Annotated in this window: 19 protein-coding genes; 6 read left to right on the plus strand and 13 right to left on the minus strand. The window is 46.9% G+C overall.

What is annotated here, in order from left to right; all coding sequences use genetic code 11:
• Positions 1-280: 280 nt before the first annotated feature.
• Both pdxH and GLV81_RS03070 read left to right on the plus strand, forming a co-directional pair.
• Positions 281-928, plus strand: coding sequence for a pyridoxamine 5'-phosphate oxidase (gene pdxH / locus GLV81_RS03065; protein WP_157476760.1), 648 nt, complete (start codon positions 281-283; stop codon positions 926-928).
• An 87-nt stretch (positions 929-1,015) separates the two neighbouring features.
• On the plus strand, positions 1,016-1,954 hold the full coding sequence (locus tag GLV81_RS03070) for an energy transducer TonB (RefSeq protein ID WP_197428886.1): 939 nt from the start codon (positions 1,016-1,018) through the stop codon (positions 1,952-1,954).
• On the opposite strand, the gene GLV81_RS03075 is transcribed toward GLV81_RS03070, so the two are convergent.
• The 9 genes from GLV81_RS03075 to metG (GLV81_RS03105) all read right to left on the minus strand — a co-directional run bounded on the left by GLV81_RS03075 (position 1,941) and on the right by metG (GLV81_RS03105) (position 11,278).
• Positions 1,941-2,408: a hypothetical protein gene (locus GLV81_RS03075; protein ID WP_157476764.1), complete on the minus strand. Its 468-nt coding sequence runs from the start codon at positions 2,406-2,408 to the stop codon at positions 1,941-1,943. The genes GLV81_RS03070 and GLV81_RS03075 overlap by 14 nt on opposite strands.
• Positions 2,380-3,414, minus strand: coding sequence for a hypothetical protein (locus GLV81_RS03080; RefSeq protein WP_157476766.1), 1,035 nt, complete (start codon positions 3,412-3,414; stop codon positions 2,380-2,382). Before GLV81_RS03080 ends, GLV81_RS03075 begins: the two co-directional genes overlap by 29 nt.
• A gap of 2 nt (positions 3,415-3,416) precedes the next feature.
• Positions 3,417-4,109 (minus strand): hypothetical protein, encoded by a 693-nt coding sequence (locus GLV81_RS03085; RefSeq protein ID WP_157476768.1) that lies wholly within the window; start codon positions 4,107-4,109, stop codon positions 3,417-3,419.
• A gap of 17 nt (positions 4,110-4,126) precedes the next feature.
• Entirely contained in the window at positions 4,127-4,576 is a 450-nt protein-coding gene (locus GLV81_RS03090) for a glycosyltransferase family 2 protein (RefSeq protein ID WP_157476770.1), read from the minus strand.
• A 20-nt stretch (positions 4,577-4,596) separates the two neighbouring features.
• Entirely contained in the window at positions 4,597-5,160 is a 564-nt protein-coding gene (locus tag GLV81_RS03095) for a class I SAM-dependent methyltransferase (RefSeq protein WP_157476772.1), read from the minus strand.
• Between the two features lie 42 nt (positions 5,161-5,202).
• A complete protein-coding gene (locus tag GLV81_RS03100; RefSeq protein ID WP_157476774.1) occupies positions 5,203-9,024 on the minus strand; it encodes a hypothetical protein in 3,822 nt (1,273 codons plus the stop codon).
• 128 nt (positions 9,025-9,152) lie between these two features.
• On the minus strand, positions 9,153-9,509 hold the full coding sequence (gene metG / locus GLV81_RS19185) for a methionine--tRNA ligase subunit beta (protein WP_197428887.1): 357 nt from the start codon (positions 9,507-9,509) through the stop codon (positions 9,153-9,155).
• Complete coding sequence (locus GLV81_RS21035) at positions 9,460-9,702, minus strand: hypothetical protein (RefSeq protein WP_343030580.1); 243 nt, start codon at positions 9,700-9,702, stop codon at positions 9,460-9,462. The genes metG (GLV81_RS19185) and GLV81_RS21035 overlap by 50 nt, the downstream gene beginning before the upstream one ends.
• Entirely contained in the window at positions 9,584-11,278 is a 1,695-nt protein-coding gene (gene metG / locus GLV81_RS03105) for a methionine--tRNA ligase (protein WP_197428888.1), read from the minus strand. The genes GLV81_RS21035 and metG (GLV81_RS03105) overlap by 119 nt, the downstream gene beginning before the upstream one ends.
• Positions 11,279-11,599: 321 nt before the next feature.
• Here metG (GLV81_RS03105) and GLV81_RS03110 point away from each other — a divergent pair, with 321 nt between their 5' ends.
• The 4 genes from GLV81_RS03110 to GLV81_RS03125 all read left to right on the plus strand — a co-directional run bounded on the left by GLV81_RS03110 (position 11,600) and on the right by GLV81_RS03125 (position 14,460).
• Positions 11,600-11,827 (plus strand): hypothetical protein, encoded by a 228-nt coding sequence (locus GLV81_RS03110; RefSeq protein WP_157476776.1) that lies wholly within the window; start codon positions 11,600-11,602, stop codon positions 11,825-11,827.
• Positions 11,827-12,123, plus strand: a complete 297-nt coding sequence (locus tag GLV81_RS03115; protein ID WP_157476778.1) for a type II toxin-antitoxin system RelE/ParE family toxin — start codon at positions 11,827-11,829, stop codon at positions 12,121-12,123. Before GLV81_RS03110 ends, GLV81_RS03115 begins: the two co-directional genes overlap by 1 nt.
• 70 nt (positions 12,124-12,193) lie before the next feature.
• Positions 12,194-12,610, plus strand: coding sequence for a hypothetical protein (locus GLV81_RS03120; RefSeq protein WP_157476780.1), 417 nt, complete (start codon positions 12,194-12,196; stop codon positions 12,608-12,610).
• Positions 12,611-12,795: 185 nt separating this feature from the next.
• Positions 12,796-14,460, plus strand: coding sequence for an amidase family protein (locus GLV81_RS03125; RefSeq protein ID WP_157476782.1), 1,665 nt, complete (start codon positions 12,796-12,798; stop codon positions 14,458-14,460).
• A 73-nt stretch (positions 14,461-14,533) separates the two neighbouring features.
• On the opposite strand, the gene GLV81_RS03130 is transcribed toward GLV81_RS03125, so the two are convergent.
• The 4 genes from GLV81_RS03130 to GLV81_RS03140 all read right to left on the minus strand — a co-directional run bounded on the left by GLV81_RS03130 (position 14,534) and on the right by GLV81_RS03140 (position 17,220).
• Positions 14,534-15,019, minus strand: coding sequence for a hypothetical protein (locus tag GLV81_RS03130; protein ID WP_157476784.1), 486 nt, complete (start codon positions 15,017-15,019; stop codon positions 14,534-14,536).
• A gap of 180 nt (positions 15,020-15,199) precedes the next feature.
• Positions 15,200-15,958 carry an agmatine deiminase family protein gene (locus GLV81_RS03135; protein ID WP_246186209.1) on the minus strand — a complete coding sequence of 253 codons (759 nt, stop codon included), beginning with the start codon at positions 15,956-15,958 and terminating at the stop codon, positions 15,200-15,202.
• Positions 15,841-16,242, minus strand: a complete 402-nt coding sequence (locus GLV81_RS19850) for an agmatine deiminase family protein (RefSeq protein WP_246186210.1) — start codon at positions 16,240-16,242, stop codon at positions 15,841-15,843. The genes GLV81_RS03135 and GLV81_RS19850 overlap by 118 nt, the downstream gene beginning before the upstream one ends.
• Positions 16,243-16,344: 102 nt before the next feature.
• A complete protein-coding gene (locus GLV81_RS03140) occupies positions 16,345-17,220 on the minus strand; it encodes a carbon-nitrogen hydrolase (RefSeq protein ID WP_157476786.1) in 876 nt (291 codons plus the stop codon).
• Between the last annotated feature and the right edge of the window lie 131 nt (positions 17,221-17,351).

Here is a 17,351-nt window from a genome sequence, read left to right on the forward strand (position 1 = left end):
AACCAAAAAATGGTTGCATAAACAACTATTTTAAGAAACTCTTTTCACTGCCCATGATGACATACTTTTTTGGGGCTGTCGGCAGTAGTACATGGCCCGGCAGTTGTTCCCGTGCTTTCAGGGTGCCGCCCTTCGCTGCGCTGCGGGCCCCCGCCCTCGACTAAGTCGAGGCGTGGCCTTCCAGCCCGGGCAGCCCCTGAGCTGTGGTACATCTCTCGTCAAAATACTTGTGGCTTGCTGCGGCGAAAAACAGGAATTTTGCAAACCAAAAATTAAAGTCATGAGTCAACATAACATAGCCGATATACGTAAAGATTATACCCTGCATACCCTCGATGAAGATTCGGTAGCCGCCACACCGGTGGCCCAGTTTGGTCATTGGTGGCAGGAGGCAACCGGCGCCCAAATATTGGAGCACAACGCCATGACACTGGCCACCTGCGGCGCCGATGGCATGCCTGAAGCCCGTACCGTTTTGCTCAAAGGATTTGATCAGGAAGGGTTTGTTTTTTTTACCAATTACGATAGTGCCAAAAGCAAGCAATTGCTGGAAAACAACCAATGCAGCCTGCTGTTTTTTTGGAAAGAACTGGAGCGGCAGGTACGCATTGCCGGCATCGCCGAAAAAATAAGTGAAGCAGAAAGCATTGCCTACTTCAACAGCCGCCCTGATGGCAGCAAGCTGGGTGCATGGGCATCGCCACAAAGCCTGGCGGTGGCAGGTAAAGCCTGGCTAAAAGAAACTTTTGAGTTTTATAAAGAACGCTTCAAACACGGCGAAATACCCAAACCGCCGCATTGGGGAGGCTGGCGGGTAAAGCCCGTTCGCATGGAGTTTTGGCAGGGTCGCCCCAGCCGCATGCACGATCGCATTTTGTACCAGCAAAATCCAGAAGGTGGCTGGAATATTTCCCGCTTGGCTCCGTAAGCATCTACTACCTTCTTGTATTTATGTAGGCAATATATTTGAACCATGAAATGCAAGAATATTTTGCTACAGGGTATATTGGCAATTGTGTTATGTTTTGTTGTAGGTACATCATTGCACAGTCAAACCATTGACGATCCATTGGTGTTTTACAAAGACTATCAGCGAAAAGATGTGTCTGGAACAAAGGCATTCAATTACATTGAAGCCATATGGAAAGATGGCCTGTTGTGGCGGGCACAGCTCATCAGATATCCCGAACTCATTATTAAGGAAACCTATTGGTATACAGACAGTACACGGAAAGTAAAGCAGGGCTTGTTTAAGGCCTATCACGACAATGCTGTATTGGCTGATTCAGGCTGGTATGAGCAAGGCCAGCTGCATGGTGATTATTTTCAATGGCATGATGATGGAACGCTGAACAGCGAGTACCATTACAATCATGGCAATTTCGCCGACACCTGTGTGAGTTGGAACAGAGAAGGAGACATGGACTACATCAGCATTACCGATAGTGCAGGGAATGGCATTTGTCATGCATACATTCATCCATCAGGAAAGCCAAAGTTTTATGGCCGCTTGTTCAACAGTCGTAGGCAGGGAAAATGGCTGGTGAAAACCGAAAGCGGGCAGGTGAAAATGGAAGTGTATTATGAAGCAGGTGAAGAAAAAAATCTCATCTGTTATGATGAAGCAGGCCAAACTGTAAAGGGTAATTGCGTACTGGAAAAACCGGCTGAATTTCCAGGAGGCGCAGAGGGGTGGCGCAGGTTTTTGGAGCAGGAATTACAGTATCCTGAATATGCTCAAACAAACAATATTACTGGTACAGTAAAAGTGCAGTTCAATGTAGCTAAAGATGGAACTGTGTCAGATTTTAAAATACGGCAATCGCCGCATAGCAGCTTGTCGCAAGAGGTGCTCCGGTTGATGCGCAAAAGCCCGAAGTGGCAGCCAGCCGTGCAGTTTAATGAGCCGGTGGTGTACCGCCATGTTCAAAATATCACCTTCAATTTGCGGTAGCAGATCGTACAGTCAGTTGTTTTATCAACAACAATTCTTCACCGTTGAACAGTGCCCAATAAACCGTCGCAGATTTACTGTTGGCAATGCTTTGTGCTGCTTGTTCATTTGCTGCAAAATTGAAAGTCCGTTTGCTGTACCATTCAATAATCTTTGGTGCTTGATGATTGCTTAGGATAATGGCATCAGCAGGAATTTTTTGTTGTATGTGGCTGGCGATGGTTTGTTGTGCGTTGTAAGGCTCACCACGTATGTTTTTAGGGCCCGGCAGATTGATGATATAAAATGCCAGTAGTGAAACAACCATCACTGCACGTACCCATGTAGCAGCGGTTGACAGCAATGCTTCACCATAATGCAGAAAGAGCCACAAACAAAAGACCAGGCCGAACGCCATCCAGGCAAATTCGTGTAATGCACTCCAGTTAAACAGCAGCAGGTTGTAGAGCAACACAGCACACAATGCCCAAGTGCTCCAATGTTTTAAAACGGAAGTTGTACTGGATGGCAATTTTTTTATACCAATAATGGCTTGCTACAATAAACAATGGAAAGTAGCCACTTAGCAAATGCTTGCCTGCTTGCAGTACAAGTTGTATAGTTGTATTGCCGGCTGTGCCCATCGACCTTTCTGCACTACGGCTTTGCCAGTACTGCCACACTTGTTCCCAACCAAGGTAGCTGGCAAACTGAGTAAACACCAGACATATGCCCGTTGCAACAGCCAAGCCACAGGTTATCCAAACGACATGGTATTGCGGTTGGCGAAAGCTTTTCCAAAGGGCCCATGCTGCCATGCTGAAACCTACAAATACCGGCAGCCAGTCAATATATAGCAGCAATACAAATGCCGTGAATAATTGTAACAGCTGAAACAGGCTCAGTTGTTTTGTGGATGCTATTTGCCACAAGCGAAGTATCCACAACAGCAATGGCAGCATAATGCCGGTGGTAACATAGCTATGACCCATGTACCACAGTGGCGCAGGCATTAGTGTAAAGAAGGCCGTAATCAGCAGTGCTGATTTTTTATGTTGCAGCCAGTGAAGCAGTAACCGGTAAAGTAGCAATGTGGTCAACATACCTATCAGTATGTTGAGTATTTCCAGTGCCGCCGGTGTAGGCGACATGTGCAGGGATTCAAAAACGAAATAGGGCAATACATACCAGCCTGCACCAAATGAAAGATAGACATGGTTATGCTCAGCATCAATGTGCGGACCGTTTTCAAGAAGTTTATTGCTTTCTCCCTGAAAGTTCATGAGCGGGGTATACGCAAATGCTGCTCCTCCACCTGCTTGCTGCCAGCTCACAGCATTGATGAGAATCACCGCATTATTAAAATCGTGGTGCTTGCTCAATGGCCTGTTGAAATGAGGTATCCTCAGTACTACTAATAAGAACAGCAATAGCAACAGGCCTTTGTTGTGTTGCCACCATATGATTGTTTTAGACAACATGTTTAGCGAAGCTTTTGCTGTTGTAATTGACGAAGGCTGTACAGTAAAAAACCAAACACCATCACTTGCATGCCCAGCGAAATACAAAAACCTGCAGGTATAATGATGCGGAAAACAGCAGATGGCTCCAAGGGACCGAAACCTGCCTGCTGCCATTGCCATACGGCATACAACGATAATGCAATGCCTGAAAAGAAAATGAATGCGCCAGTCAGCAAGCCGGTTTCAAAACCCAGCCAGCGAAACACCCACTGCGAAAAACGACGGGCAGGATAAAGTCCCATACTACTGCCGTACAAACGTGCCAATACATAAAACTGCAACAGTTGTATACCCAGCATCACAAATACAGAAGCGTAGTACAACGTGTGAATGTCTAAAACCAGATTGAAGACTTCGATAAAATTGAAGAGTAATAAACTGCCGAGCAGTACACCTGCTAGTAGAAACAAAACAGCTGGTGCCAGCAGCAGCCACTTGGGGCTGAGCAGCAACATTAAGCGAAGATGTTTCCAACCATCTTGCCAGGTTTTCAAATGCGGCTTTCTGTTGCGACCATCTTTGTGCAACCGCACAGGTACTTCAGCAATAGGCATGCGTTGCAGTCCTGCTTTGGCAATCATTTCCGAAGCGTACTCCATGCCCGGCGATTGCATGTTGAGCTGTGCATAGGCACTGTTGCGTATGGCCCGCATGCCACAATTAAAATCATTCAATGCCACGCCAAACGACTGCCGGCCAATCCATGAAATAACCGGTGTGCCCAGATAACGGTGTAAAAAGGCATGGCGCCTTTGTCGATGCCACCGGCAAACCGGTTGCCTACAATCAGCGAATAGTGCTGCTGCATGGCAGGCAAAAAATTGGGTAAGTCGCCGAAGTTGTAACTCTCATCGGCATCGGCAAAAACGATCCATTCGTATTGAGCGGCAGAAATGCCTGCATGCAAAGCTGCTCCATAACCTTTGGTAGTTACCTGCACTACACTAGCCTGAAATGACGCTGCTATTTGCAGAGAGTCGTCAGTACTGCCATTGTCGGCAATGATGATTTCGTATTGTGCAATGCCTGCTTGCTGCAGTGCCTGTTGTGCATTGCGAATGCAATTGGCCAGTGTTCTGGCTTCATTGAGGCAAGGCATAACAACAGAGATAGACAACATAAGCACAAATGTGCAGCAATTTACAACACCACTGCAGCCGGTTTGCCAAACACAAACAGATTGTTGAGTCCGAGTTGAAAACGTTGATGCTGGATGAGTTGAAAACCTGATTTGGCGGCAATGTCTGGTGTTTGTTGTACATCAAACCCATGGTGTTCTTCCAGACTCATTCCCTCAATCAAACGAAGTTTGGAGAGTATGGCTAAAATATAATCCACCTGTTTGGCTGGAATGCTGCAAATAAGTTGACCGCCGGGTTGCAAGCATTCAAAGCAGCAGCTGAAAAAAGGCAACAATACATCGTTGGGCAAATGCTCTACCAGCGCCAGCGCTGTGATGCGGTCGAACTGCCAGTGCGGCGATACATCGAAAGGAAATTGTGCTTTGATGAAATGCAGGTGCGGTTGGGTAGAAATGGTTTGGCACAATGGATCGATGCCCACACCAAAAGAAATATGCTTGCCCAGTTGCAGCAGCATTTCGCCTTGATGGCAGCCAATATCGAGCAGCCGGCTACCTGCAGGTATGTGTTGTACAGCTTTGCGAATGCGTTGCTGTTGTAAAAAACGATCGAGGCTTTTCATAGCAGGGGCAAAAATAACCGGCCATTAGGTTCAGAATGCTTGTTACAAATCATCATTGCCCCAATAGTTGGTTGGCAGTTTGTACTTGTGCAAATTCTTTTTGAATTTTTTCCGCTCTTTACGGTCGGTTTTGATACCGACATTGATGAGCATCGCTTCCAATCCAATCTTGCTCAAAAAGTTGATATGCGCTTTGCTTACATTCCGTTTTTTGTATACAAGATTGGGATTGCCATTGTCGTGTCGGCGAATGACACGGTTGGCCAGCCAGTTAATAGCACCCGACATTAAATAGTGTTCTTCTCCCATTTTATTGAGTAGCCGAACCTTCATTTTTCGATAGCGCATATCGATAGTACCATACGCAAAACGATCATTGCCATTGATAAGTAAAGTAAGTGTGTCAACGGTACCGTTGCTGATGAGTAAGCCGAGTTGCGATCGCAGCAATGCATTCATTTCCTGCATTTGCATTTGACCCATGCGAAGGCGCATCCAAAAACTTTGCAATGAATCAGCGTAGGATTGACGAAGGATTACCCATATGGGTGCTTGGTTGTAGAACGATGCTTTTACCAATACAATCAATGAATCCTGCGGAAGCTGATGATGCGTCTTCACATTGGTGAGCATGCCGTGCACCTGTGTGAATTGTACCATACCCTCCAGTCCGGTACGTCGGTTGATTTCATTGTACTGCACTTTTCCATTACGAAGAATTATGGTGTCCAGTTGCAATGGCCACGGAATTTGTTGTAGTTGCTGTGCCAGCAATGGTCGGTATTGCACCGTGTCTACAGGTCTGGTTTTATCTCTTTGTGGCCATACGTTGATGGCATCAATCAATAACCGGCCAATATGAATGGGCGGCTTCTGTTGTTGTAAATCTAACTGTACTCTTTCTGCTTGAATGCGGCCGGTACTGATTTGCAAATGGTCTTTTTCAAACGGCTCCTGTTGCCAAAAGACTTCTCTGTTTTGCCGGTGACGCCATTGCATTGAGTCCAGTGCCCATCGAAGGCCATGTTGTTGAGCGGCTTGCCATCCATGCACTCTCATTACCTGCGTAGGATTGCGGTATTGCAACTGCGTGTTGCTTATCCACCAATGTTGTTGCCATAACAATTTTTTCCATTGAATGCTGTCTCTGGTATCAAATGCATAATTGGCTATACCCATGTTGCCAAACTGAATATTGGTCGTGTCTTTTGCATTGCCGGTGAATGTGTATGACAGGTCCATTACCTGCAAACTATCTACATGAAATGTCAATTGTTGATTGGCAGCATTATATTTCAGTTTGCTTAACGTGGCTTGTACTTGTGCAGGCTGCCAGGCTTGTTTGGCCAACCATGCATAGGGTTGATCTCCGCTGTACCGGATACTGTTGATGCTGAAGTTAGAAGCGGTATTTCCATCGACGCGAAGATCTTTCATATTGAGTAATCCTTTTCGAACGTTGCTGTATGCAATGGTATCTCCTTTGGGTTGTAGGTGTAGCCATTCAATGTGCGGATCATGCATCTGTAATTGTTGCACAAAAACAGGTGTGGCTATGCCTCCTGATGAAGAGGATGACTGATTGGCTGTCGATTCTTTTGCTATAGTGTGAATGCGAAAAAAGGGTTGTTCTAATTGAAGGTTCGCAATGCGACAAGCATCAATAGAAGTATTGCTGATGTTGAGTGCAGCAGTAAGGGTGGGGATATTGAATTCCAGTTTTCCATTGTTGAATTGTGTATTGCCCTTGGCTTGATGTACCTGCAACACGCCGGGCTGCAACCATGCAATACTGCCGGCAGATAACGAGGTGCTGCCTTGCTGCCAATTATTACCGCTGCTGTTGATACGCAAACTATCCCAACTGGCCATTCTATTATCGAACAGCAGGGAACTGCCATGTAGCTGCATGCTGGCTGTGGCAGTTGTTTGATTGTATTGTTGCACATTCAGTTGAATGTCGTTTAAATCAAGCTGACCAATACGGATGGGTGGAATAATGGTTTTATTTGTATCGCTGACTTTGTCCAATGAAAATGTAATGCTGCCACTTTGTACTGAAACATGTGATGGCGAAAGACCCTCTTGCGTTGTGAGGTCAATGCTGTTGTTGGCATTCAGTATTTGTACACCCCTCAAATCAATATTTGCCATTTCGCCAAACTGGCCTTTTACACTCCCAAAATAAAATCCCCTCGGATTGCTCAGTAGTTTAGCATCAGTTACTTTGAGTAAAATGTTTTTACCTGTGAGTGTGAAGCCTTGTGTTTGAAATGCATTGATGGATTGCAATAGTTCCTTCACATTATTGGCTTTTACCGCTTGCTTTCCATCAATGCGCAGCGATAGGCCAAGCAATGTAAATTCCTGATTGGGAGTTTGCTTCGGAATGAGTTTTACTACTGCTTCATGCACGAGGATATCATCCAGCTGTATGCTGGCTTCTATTTTGCGCAGCATAGCATCTACCTGTTGGTTGATGTTGGCCGGTTGTTGCTGAGGTTGTTTGCCCAATACATGCAAGTTCAACTTCGGTTGAATTACGGTCAGCTTTTGGGCAATGAGTTTACGCAAGAGCAAATCGCTGAGCGAATAACCATCCAGCCGCAGTTGTGGAACTACCACGGTGTTAGCGGGTGCATTGGCTTTTTGTCGTTCCTTCAATTGGTAGTTGCGTAAAATGAGGGTGTGGTCCTGAACTGCCAAATCGCTGAGCGAAGTGCGGTATAAACTATTACTGTCTGTTTCTGAGTAGTCGCGGATATGCACATTGAGGGTACTAACATCCAGCACCGGTTTCCTTCCTTTAATGATAGATAACTCATCCACCAATAACTGATCGCCTTGCAAACGCATCATCGATACATCATTTTTATCGACATAATTATTGGTGGTGAGGGCGTAGGTTACATTGGAAATCGCCGCATGATGTATGAGAAATGAGCTGCCCTCATATGCAGTGCGTTGCTTTCGTTTTGCAGCATTGTTGTTACTGAGGTCCAGTGTAGCTTCTCCTTTATCAATCAAAACAGAATCCACTTCAAAAAATCCTTCAGTAAGGTAACGGGGCCAGTTGAAGTTGCGGATGTCAATGCTATTGAGGCGTACTTTTTCATGTGCATCGTTCAGGGTTTGGTAGTTGATGTCGAGTGAGTCAATCTCTACATCGCCTTTTATGCCATCTGCCACCAGTTTGCCCAATTGTATTTGCAGGCTGCTGTCTTCCAAATGAATATCGGGACGCAACAAAGTGATGTTGCCGCTGGTAAATGTGGGTACTGTTTTTGTAGTTCCATTCTTCGATAAGTCGAAGCCTTCCAGTGTCAGGTTCAAATGGTTGAGCGAAAAATACCTGCTGGTATCCTGTTCATTGATGATTTTAAACGCCGCATCTGTGAGATGCGCATCACGTACATCCATGGCTTCAAACACCTGAAAAAACTTTTCCTGTACTGCAGCAAGTGTTTGTGCAACCGGCTTGCGAATGCCGGTACTATCTGCATGATAATTGCTGTATGCTACCAGGTTGGCTTTGTGCAAATACATGGCTTGCACATCCAGTTTGTTGTGTAATAGCAATGCCCAGAAAGAGCCCAGTGTAAGTTGAATGTTATCTGCCTGAAAGCGAACCAGTTTTTTATCAGTACGCAATGGTTGCAAGGCAAAGTCTTCCAGTCGAACAGATACAGGAAAATAATCGATGTCTACTTTTTTTGCATAAGCACTGTATTGGTCATCCGATAAGTTTTCGACCACTTCTTTCAGTACTTGCCGGGCACGGTATTGCAGCAGCAAGTGTACCGATAACATCAACAGCAGCACTATTCCCAACAACCACAATAGTATTTTCTTCAGCTTTCGCATGTACACACTTAAACGACCTTAAATTACATGGATTGTATTAGCCCGGCAGCAACTAGTTTTCCCTATTACCCACAAAAAAAGCTGCGGACAAATTCGCCCGCAGCTTTGCTGAAATATAAGCAGGTGGTTTAGCTTACGCCGGCACCCGCATTTATCTTGTCTTCGGGATTTACAAAGTGCAGCTTGCCGTTGGCATCTTCAGCCATCAATATCATGCCCTGACTTTCGATGCCACGCATTTTGCGGGGCGCCAAATTCACCACTACGGTTACTTGCTTGCCTACAATGTCTTCAGGCTTGAAGTGAAGCGCAATGCCGCTTACAATAGTGCGGGTTTCAAAGCCCAAATCTACCTGCAGTTTCAGCAGCTTGTCGGCCTTCTCTACTTTTTCGGCAGCTACAATGGTGCCTGCCCGCAGGTCTATTTTGGCAAAATCATCGAACACGATTTCTGGCTTTACCGGAGCAATCGCTTTTTCCTCCACAGGAGCTGGAGTTGCTTGCTGCTACAGGTTTTCCTGCCTTTAGTTTCTCAATCTGCTTCTCAATTTCTGCATCTTCAATCTTGCGGAAGAGCAGCTCCGGAGCCCGCAGGTTGTAGCCGGTGCTCAGCAGTTTTTCTTTGCCGGCATTTTCCCAGTCCAGCATCTTTTCTACCACCTTCATCATGTGCATCATTTTGCGGGCAGTGCCGGGCAAAAACGGATTGATCGATCATGATGGCGAGGTTGGCACTCAGCTGCAAGCATACATGCATGGTAATGTCGATGCTTTGGCGTGCTGCCACTTGCTCAGGGGTGGCCAGTCCGCCCTTGCCGCTCAGCAAATCATCGCCCAATACTTTGGCCTTAATCCACGGCTCTTTTTTCTGCATGTACTGGTTGCCTTTGCGTGCCAGGTCTATTACTTCAAACAGTGCATCGCGGAACTTGTATTGCTCCAGCAGTTGCTCCATTTTGTGCTTGGTGGCTCTTATTTCATTGAAGATGTTGCGGTCGTCATCTTCCATCGCATCCAGATGCAATGGCGGTACCTTGCCACCGCAGAGTTTGTGCATCAGCACCCAGGTGCGGTTGATGAAGTTGCCAAAGATGCTCACCAGCTCACTGTTGTTGGCATCCTGAAAACCCTTCCAGGTAAAGTCGCTGTCTTTGGTTTCTGGCGCAATGGTAGTGAGGTAGTAGCGCAGCACATCTTCACAACCGGGGAAGTCTTCGAGGTATTCGTGCAGCCATACCGCCCAGTTGCGGCTGGTGCTTACTTTTTCGCCCTCGAGGTTTAAAAATTCGTTGGCCGGCACATTGTCGGGCAACACGTATTTGCCATGTGCTTTCAGCATCGAGGGGAAAATGATGCAGTGGAACACAATATTGTCTTTGCCAATAAAGTGTACCAGTTTGGTATCCTCTTGCTGCCAATAGTCTTGCCAGGTATCGGGCAGCAGTTCTTTGGTAGCGCTGATGTAACCAATGGGTGCATCAAACCACACGTAGAGCACTTTGCCTTCGGCATCGGGTAGCGGCACCTGCACACCCCATTGGCTGTCGCGGGTCATGGCTCTGGGGTGCAAGCCGCTGGTGAGCCAGCTTTTGCACTGGCCAAACACGTTGGTTTTCCATTCGGTATGCCCCTGTAAAATCCATTCGTTCAAAAAAGGTTCAAACTCATTCAGCGGAAAATACCAGTGTTTGGTTTTACGCTTTACCGGCGGGTTGTTGCTCAGTGTGCTGCGGGGGCTAATGAGTTGCTCAGGACTTAATGATGTACCACATTTTTCGCACTGATCGCCGTACGCATTGGGATTGCTGCACACGGGGCAGGTACCGGTAATGTAGCGGTCGGCCAAAAAGGTTTGCTTCTCTTCGTCGTAGTACTGCTCGGTTTCTTTTTCTTCAAACATGCCGTCGTCGTACAGCTTTTTGAAAAAGTCGGCCGAGGTTTCGTGGTGCACTTTGTTGCTGGTGCGGCTGTATACATCAAAGCTGATACCCAGTTTTTCAAAACTGTCTTTGATGATAGTGTGGTACTTGTCTACCACATCCTGTGGCGTAATGCCTTCCTTCATGGCACGGATGGTGATGGGCACTCCATGCTCATCGCTGCCGCCTATGAATTTGATATCGTTTTTACGGGCCCGTTCCCAGCGTACATAAATATCCGCCGGCAGGTAGCAACCCGCCAGGTGGCCCACATGCACGGGGCCGTTGGCGTAGGGCAGCGCTGCCGTTACCAGTATGCGTTTATAGTCTTTCATCGTGTTCATTTCCTTGGTAAAAAAAGCCGGCCATCGGGGCCGGAGGCGCAAAGATAAGCGTTAGCAGCGGGTAGTCGGGAAGACGGAAAGTCCGAAAGACGGAAAGTCCGAAAGACGGAAAGTCCGAAAGACGGAAAGTCCGAAAGACGGAAAGTCCGTAGTCGGTAGTCCGGAGAAATCGTCATGCCGACGCAGGAGGCATCTCCTCAATCGAAGTCGACTTCATCTCCTCTCCCTCTAGGGAGAGGCGGGGGGGTGAGGGTTTTGGCAGTGCCAACTTCATTCATTATTCCTGCTTACCTTTCCCTAAAATCGTGAAGAATGGAGCAAGTATATCTTGTAAAAGTGAAAAAGGAATATGCCGCCGCAGCTATCGAGCAGTTGTTGCAAGAAAATGCGCTGGAAGCCATTGAACACCCCGGTGCCGTTTCTCCTGATGAACGCATGAACGTCATCAGAGAAGAACGGGAAAAATACATTCGGGGAGAAGATGCCTCCTTTACATGGGAGCAGGTGAAAGCTTTAGCGCAACGTAAAAGTTTGCATTAATGATGGCCATTCAATTGGAGATCCGGCCATTGGCTTCACTGGAAATTTTGGATGCGTATGATTGGTATGAATCGCAGCTTGCTGGATTAGGAGATCGGTTCTTGTCCGACCTCGACGAATTCTTTGCTATGTTACTTCGCAACCCCAATACTTGTGGGTTTCTTGAAGACAACATCCGCCAAGGCAGGCTATCCACCTTTCCTTATTTGGTAGTGTATGAAGTCTTTCAAGAGAAGGTGGTTGTTTTTAGTGTATTTCATGCATCACAAAACCCGGATAAGAAGAGGAAGATGTAATTCCTCAAAGTTTTTTTGTTTGCATGCAGTGAATCGTATTCTTTGGTGGACACGTTTTTAATTTGAATTTATGATTGGTAGTTGGAGTCTTTACCGAAGTGACCCTAAAATGTCTAACAGAATCAGCTTTGTTGGATTGATTGTTGTGTTTGTTATTCTAACTGGCCAATTTTTATGGAAACAAATATTTAGTTCACCTTCATCGCCTTATCAATACACCATAGGATTCATCACTAGCGACCTTACAAAAAAATCAGACTCTATAAGCGTTCGTTATCTGGTTGGTACAAGTAGGTATTCATTGAAAAATGCTTTGCCATATGAAGAAGTTGATAAACTGCTACAAAGCCCACAACGTCTTTTTGTGAAATTCGATAAGAAAGATCCGCAAAAAGCCAGTCTGCTTTTCACACCATTGCCCAATGCACAATACTTTCAAGCAGGAGAAATTTTGGATAGTGTTTTCACTTCTATAAATAAAAATTGACAAATCTATTTCCCAAGCAGGTAGTCTTCTCAAGAACCTTTGTCCGCCAGTTTCTTTATCTAAGAAAATCCTTTTGCAAGTAGGCACAAATAAACAATGTGTTGCTTTCGACAGATGCTTTCCGATATTCGAAACTGCAATCATACGTATTGTCGTCTGATACAACTGTAAAACCAAAACTGTATATGCGATCTCTTTTGATGACGCTGATGCTGGCGGGTATGGTAGCCGGCGGCCAAACCATTGCCCAGCCCAGCAATCCCTGCATGGCCCGCTCCAGTATTTACCCCCGCCCCGAGCCCAAATATGGCGGCAAACTGGCCCGCAACTTTTCAATTTTTGATGCCGAACTGGCCAAGCACCCGCAGGTGCAAACACCAGCCTTTCACAGCATGGTGCATGGGCAAACCGTACAGCAGTTGCAACAGCTGATGCGCAGCAACAAACTGAGTTCAGTAGAGTTGATGCTGTACTACGTGCACCGCATCAAGCAGTACGATGAAGGCCTGCTCAACAGCATCATCGAGCTCAATCCGGATGCGTTGAGTATTGCTGCCAAACTCGATGCTGAACGCAACAGCAAAAAAGCACAAGGCGCTTTGCATGGCATTCCCCTTTTGCTAAAAGACAATATTGCTACGGCCGATAAAATGCATACCAGTGCAGGTACTGCGGCACTCGCTTTGTGGAAGCCAACAAAGGATGCGGCATTGGTGCAACAACTGCGTAAATCCGGAGCCGTTATATTCGGCAAAGCCAACATGAGTGAGTGGGCCAACTACATGGACCCCTGCATGCCCAGTGGCTTCAGTACCAATGGCGGACAAACCCGCAACCCTTATGGCGCTTACGATACATGGGGCAGCAGCAGTGGCAGTGCGGTGGCTGTAGCCGCCGATTTAGTTACCGTAAGTATCGGTAGCGAAACACAGGGCTCTATCATTATGCCGGCGGGTATCAACAGCATTGTGGGCCTCAAAACCAGCATGGGATTGTTTAGCGGCGAAGGCGTTGTGCCGCTCATGTTGTTTCAGGATGTGGCTGGCCCCATGGGTCGTACCGTAGCCGATGTGGCCGTAGTGTTGAATGCATTAACTGCCAACACGCCACAGGCCAAAGATTTTACCAAAGCCACTGCCGATAACAAAGTGTGGCGGGTGGGCTTGCCTGATTACAGTGCCGCAGTGGTTGATAGCCTAATGAATCGTTTGCCTGCCAATACAGATTCTGCCATGAAAGCCCGTAGCAAAAACTTTTATGCCGGTGAGCAGCTGAAAATGGAGCAACAAAAAGCGGAATTTGAAAAAGCTGGTGTGCAAGTGGTACGCATTCCTGCGTATGATTTGCCAGGAGGTTTAAATGTTGGCCCCTTGCTGCAGCATGGCTTCAAGCGTGACCTCAATGCATTTTTACAGGGGTTGGGTAAGGAAGCTCCCCATGCTTCTTTGGAAGCCATTATTGCATACAACAAAGCAGACTCTGTTAACAGGGCGCCGTATGGCATGGGGCATTTGATAAATGCACAAAACAATACCATGACCGAAGCGCATTACGACAGTGCCACCGCAGATCACCTGAAACGCTCCAGAGCAGCCATTGATGGTTTGTTGAAGAAGTATGATGTGCAGGTGATTGCTTCTTCACTCTCACAGGTGTATGCACCGGCAGGTTATCCGGCACTGGCCGTGCCATCGGGCTATGCAGTCAATGGTCAGCCTAACTGGATTGTATTGGTAGGCGGCTACATGGGCGAATACGAATTGCTCGCAGTTGGCCATCGCTACGAGCAGGCTACCAAGGCCAGAAAAGATCCGGATTTGAATGCGACTATTCAGCAATTGAAAAAGTAATGCGGACCTCTACATAATGGAAAAGGCTGACCAGAATTGGTCAGCCTTTTTTGTCAACTATCACACGAACTGCTTAGTGTTTTCTGCCTTTTCCTTTGCCGGGATGGTTGTCGTGTTGACCTTTGTTTCCCTTCCATTGTTTGTGCATGGGGTGATACCTGCTTTCGAAGTAATGTTCGTCGCGGCTATCCCGAATCATAGGTTGTGGTTTACGGCCTTTATAACTTGCATAACTCCGTATGTGGTTATCGTGGTACAAATAGGCCTGTGGTTGTGTGAGCACTACTTTGTAAGAACGATACGGGCTGAAACCCACTACAGGTACGGCACTTAAGTACACCCAGCGACCACGTTGCCACACTACATAGCGGGCCTGTACCACGTCGTAGTAAAAATCATGATCGGGGAAATAATAAAACCGGGCATAGTCGTATCCTACAGGACCCCAGGCTGGTTGTACACCAATGTTTACACTCACTTGTACCTGGGCTTGTGCGGTGCTGGCAGTAGTGCCATATATCATCAGCAATGCTGCTGCGGCTATCAGATGTTGTTTCATAGCATGTGCGTTTTAGTGAATGAATACTTGTTTGCTGTGTAAGACCTGAATACAAGTACAACGTTTATGCCACAGTGCTGCCTTTGCTTTTTTTAAGAAAATTGCTTGGCGGTAAATGCCCATAAAAAAATGCGCAAACCCTTTTGGTATGCGCATTTCAATAAATCGTTAAAGCAATGCTTATAAAATAGCCGGTTCCTGCTGGCTCAGGCAGTGAAAGCTCCCCAGCCCCCAAATTATTTCTGTAGAATCGATGCCAACCACTTCTCTTTCGGGGTGTGCCTGCTGAATAATTTGCATGGCTACATCATCTTTTGCAGAGCGAAACGTGGGCACTATCACATACTTGTTGGTGATGAGATAATTGGCGTATGACGCCGGCAGTCGCTGGTCTTCCCAAATAACAGCATCGGGCATGGGCAGTTCAATAATATTGAGCTGCTTGCCATTCAGCAAACGCATTTGCTGCAGCTGCCGCAGGTTGTGTTGCAAAATATCGTGGTTCTCGTCTTGCTTGTTGGGTTCAATCACTGTAATAACGGTATCTGCATTGACGAAGCGTACGGTATCATCAATATGCCCGTCGGTATCATCGCCCACAATGCCTTCATCTACCCACAGTACTTGTTCTTGTCCGTAATAGTCGCAGAGGTATTGTTCTATTTGTGCCTGATTGAGATGCGGGTTACGATTTTCGTTGAGCAGGCAAGCGGTTGAAGTAAGAATGGTACCAGCGCCATTAAATTCCACTGAACCGCCTTCCATTACAATGCCGGGGTGAAACACTTCGTAACCATAATGTTTACCAATCAACGTCGGAATCACATCATCCAAATCGTAGGGCGGATACTTGCCGCCCCATGCGTTGTAGCCCCAGTCAACGATGGCTTTTTTTGTTCGGTTTTGTGCAACAAAAAAGCCGGTCCATGGTCGCGGCACCACGCATCGTTGGTGGGGTGAAAGAAAAATTCCACCTGGCTCATGTCAACGCCTGCCTGATGCAAATGACCGCTGGCAAAGGCTTTCATGGCTTCGTCGGCCACGTTGATGCGTACCTTTTCGCTTTGTGCCACGTATTTTACAAACTGGCTGTAGTAGGGAAAAATGGCCTGAATTTTATCGGGCCAGCTGGCTTCTTTATGCGGCCAGCTCAGCCATATGGCTTCATGAGGTGCAAATTCTGCCGGAAAGTAGTAGCCGAGTTCTTTTGGTGTTGGTTGCATGAAATGAATTTTATGGGACGCAGATTTTAAAGGATGAAAAAAGATGTGCGCAGATAAAAACCTCCATGTACATCTGTTTTTATCTGCGTTATCCGTGTCCTATTATCCCTCATCAATAAACCGCTTCGTAATAGGTTGGTAGCTGTCGATGCGGCGGTCACGCATGAAGGGCCAGTGGGTGCGGTAGCGGTCGGTTTTGCTGAGGTCGAGTTCTTGCACATGCACTTCCTCTTCGGTATGGCTGGCTTTGTACAGCAGGCTACCAAACGGATTGCTGATGAAAGAACCACCCCAAAACTGCATGGCGCCATCTTGTTCCAATCCGCAGCGGTTCACACTTACCACGTGCACACCGTTGGCCACAGCATGGCTGCGCTGTATGGTTTGCCAGGCATTGTATTGTTCTTCGTTGGTAGCGGCATCTTGTGAGGTAGCCCAACCAATAGCAGTAGGATAGAAGAGAATCTCTGCACCCATGAGGCTGGTAATGCGGGCCGCTTCGGGGTACCACTGATCCCAGCAAATGAGCACACCAAACGTGGCATATTTCGTTTTCCAAACCTTGTAACCAAGGTCGCCGGGAGTGAAGTAAAACTTCTCGTAGTAAGCCGGATCGTCGGGAATATGCATTTTGCGGTATTTGCCCAAATAGCTGCCGTCGGCATCTATCACGGCCGTAGTGTTGTGATACAAACCCTGAGCACGTTTTTCAAACAAGCTGGCAATGATTACCACGTTCAATTCGGCAGCCACCTGTTGCAGCGCATCGGTGCTGGGCCCGGGTATGGGCTCGGCCAGCTCAAAGTTGGCATAGTCTTCTACATCGCAGAAATACAAGCTGGTGAACAGCTCTTGCAGGCACACAATTTGTGCTCCCTTGGCAGCTGCCTCCCTTACTTTTTCAATGGCCTTTTGCAGGTTCTCTTGTTTGTTGGCGGTGCAGGTCATTTGCACCAGTCCTACGTGCACTTTACTCATAGGTATCAATTGAAATTTGCCTCCCCGGTTTGGGGGCGGGCAAAAGTACCGCATCCCATGCGTATTAGCCAATTGTTAAAATATCATCAACCCCGCAGGATTCGACTGTTCGGAAACGCTTCACCGTCAAA

It is taken from the genome of Phnomibacter ginsenosidimutans (genome assembly GCF_009740285.1).
In the GTDB taxonomy this organism is placed as follows: domain Bacteria; phylum Bacteroidota; class Bacteroidia; order Chitinophagales; family Chitinophagaceae; genus Phnomibacter; species Phnomibacter ginsenosidimutans.

Bases quoted from the DNA above. Each gene is read 5' to 3' on its own strand.
- pdxH (WP_157476760.1), top strand. From the start codon at position 281: ATGAGTCAACATAACATAGCCGATATACGTAAAGATTATACCCTGCAT.
- GLV81_RS03080 (WP_157476766.1), bottom strand. From the start codon at position 3,414: ATGTTGTCTAAAACAATCATATGGTGGCAACACAACAAAGGCCTGTTG.
- GLV81_RS03085 (WP_157476768.1), bottom strand. From the start codon at position 4,109: ATGCGGGCCATACGCAACAGTGCCTATGCACAGCTCAACATGCAATCG.
- GLV81_RS03090 (WP_157476770.1), bottom strand. From the start codon at position 4,576: ATGTTGTCTATCTCTGTTGTTATGCCTTGCCTCAATGAAGCCAGAACA.
- GLV81_RS03095 (WP_157476772.1), bottom strand. From the start codon at position 5,160: ATGAAAAGCCTCGATCGTTTTTTACAACAGCAACGCATTCGCAAAGCT.
- GLV81_RS03100 (WP_157476774.1), bottom strand. From the start codon at position 9,024: ATGCGAAAGCTGAAGAAAATACTATTGTGGTTGTTGGGAATAGTGCTG.
- GLV81_RS21035 (WP_343030580.1), bottom strand. From the start codon at position 9,702: ATGATGCACATGATGAAGGTGGTAGAAAAGATGCTGGACTGGGAAAAT.
- metG (WP_197428888.1), bottom strand. From the start codon at position 11,278: ATGAAAGACTATAAACGCATACTGGTAACGGCAGCGCTGCCCTACGCC.
- GLV81_RS03110 (WP_157476776.1), top strand. From the start codon at position 11,600: ATGGAGCAAGTATATCTTGTAAAAGTGAAAAAGGAATATGCCGCCGCA.
- GLV81_RS03115 (WP_157476778.1), top strand. From the start codon at position 11,827: ATGATGGCCATTCAATTGGAGATCCGGCCATTGGCTTCACTGGAAATT.
- GLV81_RS03120 (WP_157476780.1), top strand. From the start codon at position 12,194: ATGATTGGTAGTTGGAGTCTTTACCGAAGTGACCCTAAAATGTCTAAC.
- GLV81_RS03125 (WP_157476782.1), top strand. From the start codon at position 12,796: ATGCGATCTCTTTTGATGACGCTGATGCTGGCGGGTATGGTAGCCGGC.
- GLV81_RS03130 (WP_157476784.1), bottom strand. From the start codon at position 15,019: ATGAAACAACATCTGATAGCCGCAGCAGCATTGCTGATGATATATGGC.
- GLV81_RS19850 (WP_246186210.1), bottom strand. From the start codon at position 16,242: ATGCAACCAACACCAAAAGAACTCGGCTACTACTTTCCGGCAGAATTT.
- GLV81_RS03140 (WP_157476786.1), bottom strand. From the start codon at position 17,220: ATGAGTAAAGTGCACGTAGGACTGGTGCAAATGACCTGCACCGCCAAC.